Consider the following 2,095-nt stretch of genomic DNA (forward strand, 5'->3'; position numbering starts at 1 on the left):
GGCCACTGGGACTGGTACCGCGAGAACATGTTCGCGGCGCAGTCGGCGGGCGACGAGGCCGAGGACAAGCGCTGGTTCGCGCTGAAGCCGATGAACTGCCCGGGCCACGTGCAGATCTTCAAGCACGGCTTGAAGAGCTATCGCGACCTGCCGCTGCGGCTCGCCGAGTTCGGCATCGTGCACCGCTACGAGCCGTCGGGTGCCATGCACGGCCTGATGCGCGTGCGCGGCTTCACCCAGGACGACGCCCACATCTTCTGCACCGAGGAGCAGCTCGCCGACGAGTGCCTGAAGATCAACGAGTTGATCCTGTCGACCTATGCCGATTTCGGCTTCACCGGCGATCTCACGGTGAAACTCTCGACCCGGCCGGAGAAGCGCGTCGGCACGGATGCGATGTGGGATCACGCCGAGCGCGTGATGGCCACCGTGCTGCGCGAGATCCAGTCGCAGAACAATCACATCAAGACCGAGATCAATCCCGGCGAAGGCGCCTTCTACGGGCCGAAGTTCGAATACGTGCTGCGCGACGCCATCGGACGCGACTGGCAGTGCGGCACGACGCAGGTCGACTTCAACCTGCCGGAGCGGTTCGGCGCCTTCTACATCGACCATGACGGCGGCAAGAAGCCGCCGGTGATGGTGCATCGCGCGATCTGCGGCTCGATGGAGCGCTACATCGGCATTCTGATCGAGCATTATGCCGGCAATTTTCCGCTCTGGCTCGCCCCGGTGCAGGTCGTGGTCACCACGATCACCTCCGAAGCCGACGAGTACGCCAAGGCGGTCGCGGCCCAGGCGCGCAAGGCCGGCCTGCGCGTCGAGATCGACCTGCGCAACGAGAAGATCAACTACAAGGTCCGCGAGCACTCGCTGGCGAAAATTCCGGCGCTGCTCGTGGTCGGCAAGAAGGAGGCCGAGACGCATGCGGTCTCGGTCCGCCGCCTCGGCAGCGACGGCCAGAAGGTGATGCCGACCGCCGACGCGCTCGCCGCGCTGCTCGACGAGGCGACGGCGCCCGACGTCAAGCGGATGCGGGGGGACGCCGTCTGACGGCGATCCAGGAGGCGAAAAGTCGATTAAGCGCGCACCGTCACTGTAATTGCGTGACTGCAATTGGGATGTCGCTCAACGACCCAAGCCGGTCCAATCGACCTCACAGTCTTGACAGGAGTGCTGCAAGCTCGCTTTGGCGATGAGTATTCGTCTTGGCAAAAACCGATTTCAGCTGAGCGCGCACGGTCTCCTTGCTGAGTCTCAACTCATGCGCAATCTCGTCGAGAGCTTGGCCGCTTCCAAGGCGGGCGGCGAGTCGCGCCTCGGCCTCCGTCAAGTCGAAGACTGTTCTCAATGTAGTCTCGGGGACGCGAATTTGAATTACGGTGACAGTGCACTTAATTCTCCTCGATCCCGATCTTCGGCTTCGGACCGCGCTTGGCGGGCCTGAGAACGCGCCGCGTCCTGCGTTCGATGGCATCGAGGAATTTGCGGTCGCCGAGCGGCCGGCCGATCGTCTCGGCCCGGCGCAGCCGTTCGATCATGTCGCCATCGCCCTCTTCGGACAGGAAGCCCGCGAAATCCGGGTAACGCTCGCGCACCGGCGCGATCGCCGTGACGCCGTCCTCGCGCCCGCTCGTCTGCGCGCGCACGCTGGACCAGCGCCAGTCCCGCGCCCGGCCGACGAGCCGCGCCCGCACGGGGTTGAGCGAGACGTAGCGCAGCGCCGCCGCGAGATGATCCTCGTCCATCGCCACGCAGCCGAACCGCCCCTGCCAGAAATGGCCGGTCCGCCTGCGGCGGGCATGAACGACGCCGGCATAGCGGCGGTGCACCGGCGCCAGCGCCCGGCGCAGGCCGTCCGCGTCGGACGGCACGAGGATGAGGTGGACATGGTTCGGCATCAGGCACCATGCCCAGATCGCCACCTCCGCGGCGCGGCAGGACGCCGCCAGCAGATCGCGATAGAGGGCATAGTCGTCATCGCCGAAGAAGGTCCGCGCGCGGCCGTTGCCGCGCTGCGTGACATGATGCGGCAATCCGGGAATGACCACACGGGCGAGCCGGGACATGGGTCGCACGATGAGCTGCAGGCGGC

At 66.1% G+C, this 2,095-nt stretch carries 3 protein-coding genes; 1 reads left to right on the plus strand and 2 read right to left on the minus strand.

From position 1 onward, the window contains the following. Positions 1-1,053, plus strand: a 1,053-nt coding sequence (gene thrS / locus KGM94_RS25095) for a threonine--tRNA ligase (protein ID WP_300265408.1), incomplete at its 5' end; no start/stop codon positions are given. A 103-nt stretch (positions 1,054-1,156) separates the two neighbouring features. Here thrS and KGM94_RS25330 read toward each other — a convergent pair. After that, positions 1,157-1,477, minus strand: coding sequence for a helix-turn-helix transcriptional regulator (locus tag KGM94_RS25330; protein ID WP_366526274.1), 321 nt, complete (start codon positions 1,475-1,477; stop codon positions 1,157-1,159). After that, the coding region (locus KGM94_RS25100) for a transposase (RefSeq protein WP_366526275.1) at positions 1,395-2,095 on the minus strand (701 nt) is incomplete at its 5' end. The genes KGM94_RS25100 and KGM94_RS25330, both read right to left, overlap by 83 nt.

This window comes from Bradyrhizobium sp. (genome assembly GCF_028868675.1).
In the GTDB taxonomy this organism is placed as follows: domain Bacteria; phylum Pseudomonadota; class Alphaproteobacteria; order Rhizobiales; family Xanthobacteraceae; genus Bradyrhizobium.

What these genes read in the sequence shown, in the direction of transcription:
- KGM94_RS25330 (WP_366526274.1), bottom strand. Translation starts at nt 1,477, where the DNA reads ATGCCATCGAACGCAGGACGCGGCGCGTTCTCAGGCCCGCCAAGCGCG.